Genomic DNA, 364 nt, shown 5'->3' with positions numbered 1-364 from the left:
CTTCTTTAACGGCTTCACATTCCGCTTCGTTGAAGAGGTCACCTTATGATTCATCGTAAGGCTTTAATGCCTCCGAGCGTTTCGCGAACTGACGGTCGAAGGCGAGTTTGAGTTGTTCAAGCAGCGATTGGCGCTCTTGTTTCCACTCATTTTTCTCCGACATCAGAGCAGCTACCATCGCTTGTAGCTCGGCAACATCTTGGCTTTCTGGGTCGATATTTGGCGTCTTTTTCATAGCATTGATTATACTAAAATCGTGCCGTTAACGCTTGGAGAATAAGGCTTTATTCTCGATTAACTCATTGTAAAATAGTTTATTTTGATGGGTTCGTGGCCGATAATTGTGAAGCCTGTTTTATCCCAG

General features: G+C 44.0%; 1 pseudogene. It reads right to left on the bottom strand.

Annotated elements, in window-relative coordinates:
- Positions 1-46: 46 nt before the first annotated feature.
- Positions 47-235, bottom strand: a pseudogene (locus AB4493_RS22235) (IS66 family transposase); the annotation flags it as partial.
- Positions 236-364 lie beyond the last annotated feature (129 nt).

Source organism: Vibrio sp. 10N.222.55.A1 (assembly GCF_041473835.1).
In the GTDB taxonomy this organism is placed as follows: Bacteria; Pseudomonadota; Gammaproteobacteria; order Enterobacterales; family Vibrionaceae; genus Vibrio; species Vibrio crassostreae_C.
Note: the sequence above shows the minus strand (reverse complement) of the source record. Positions and strands in the feature narration are given on the sequence as shown.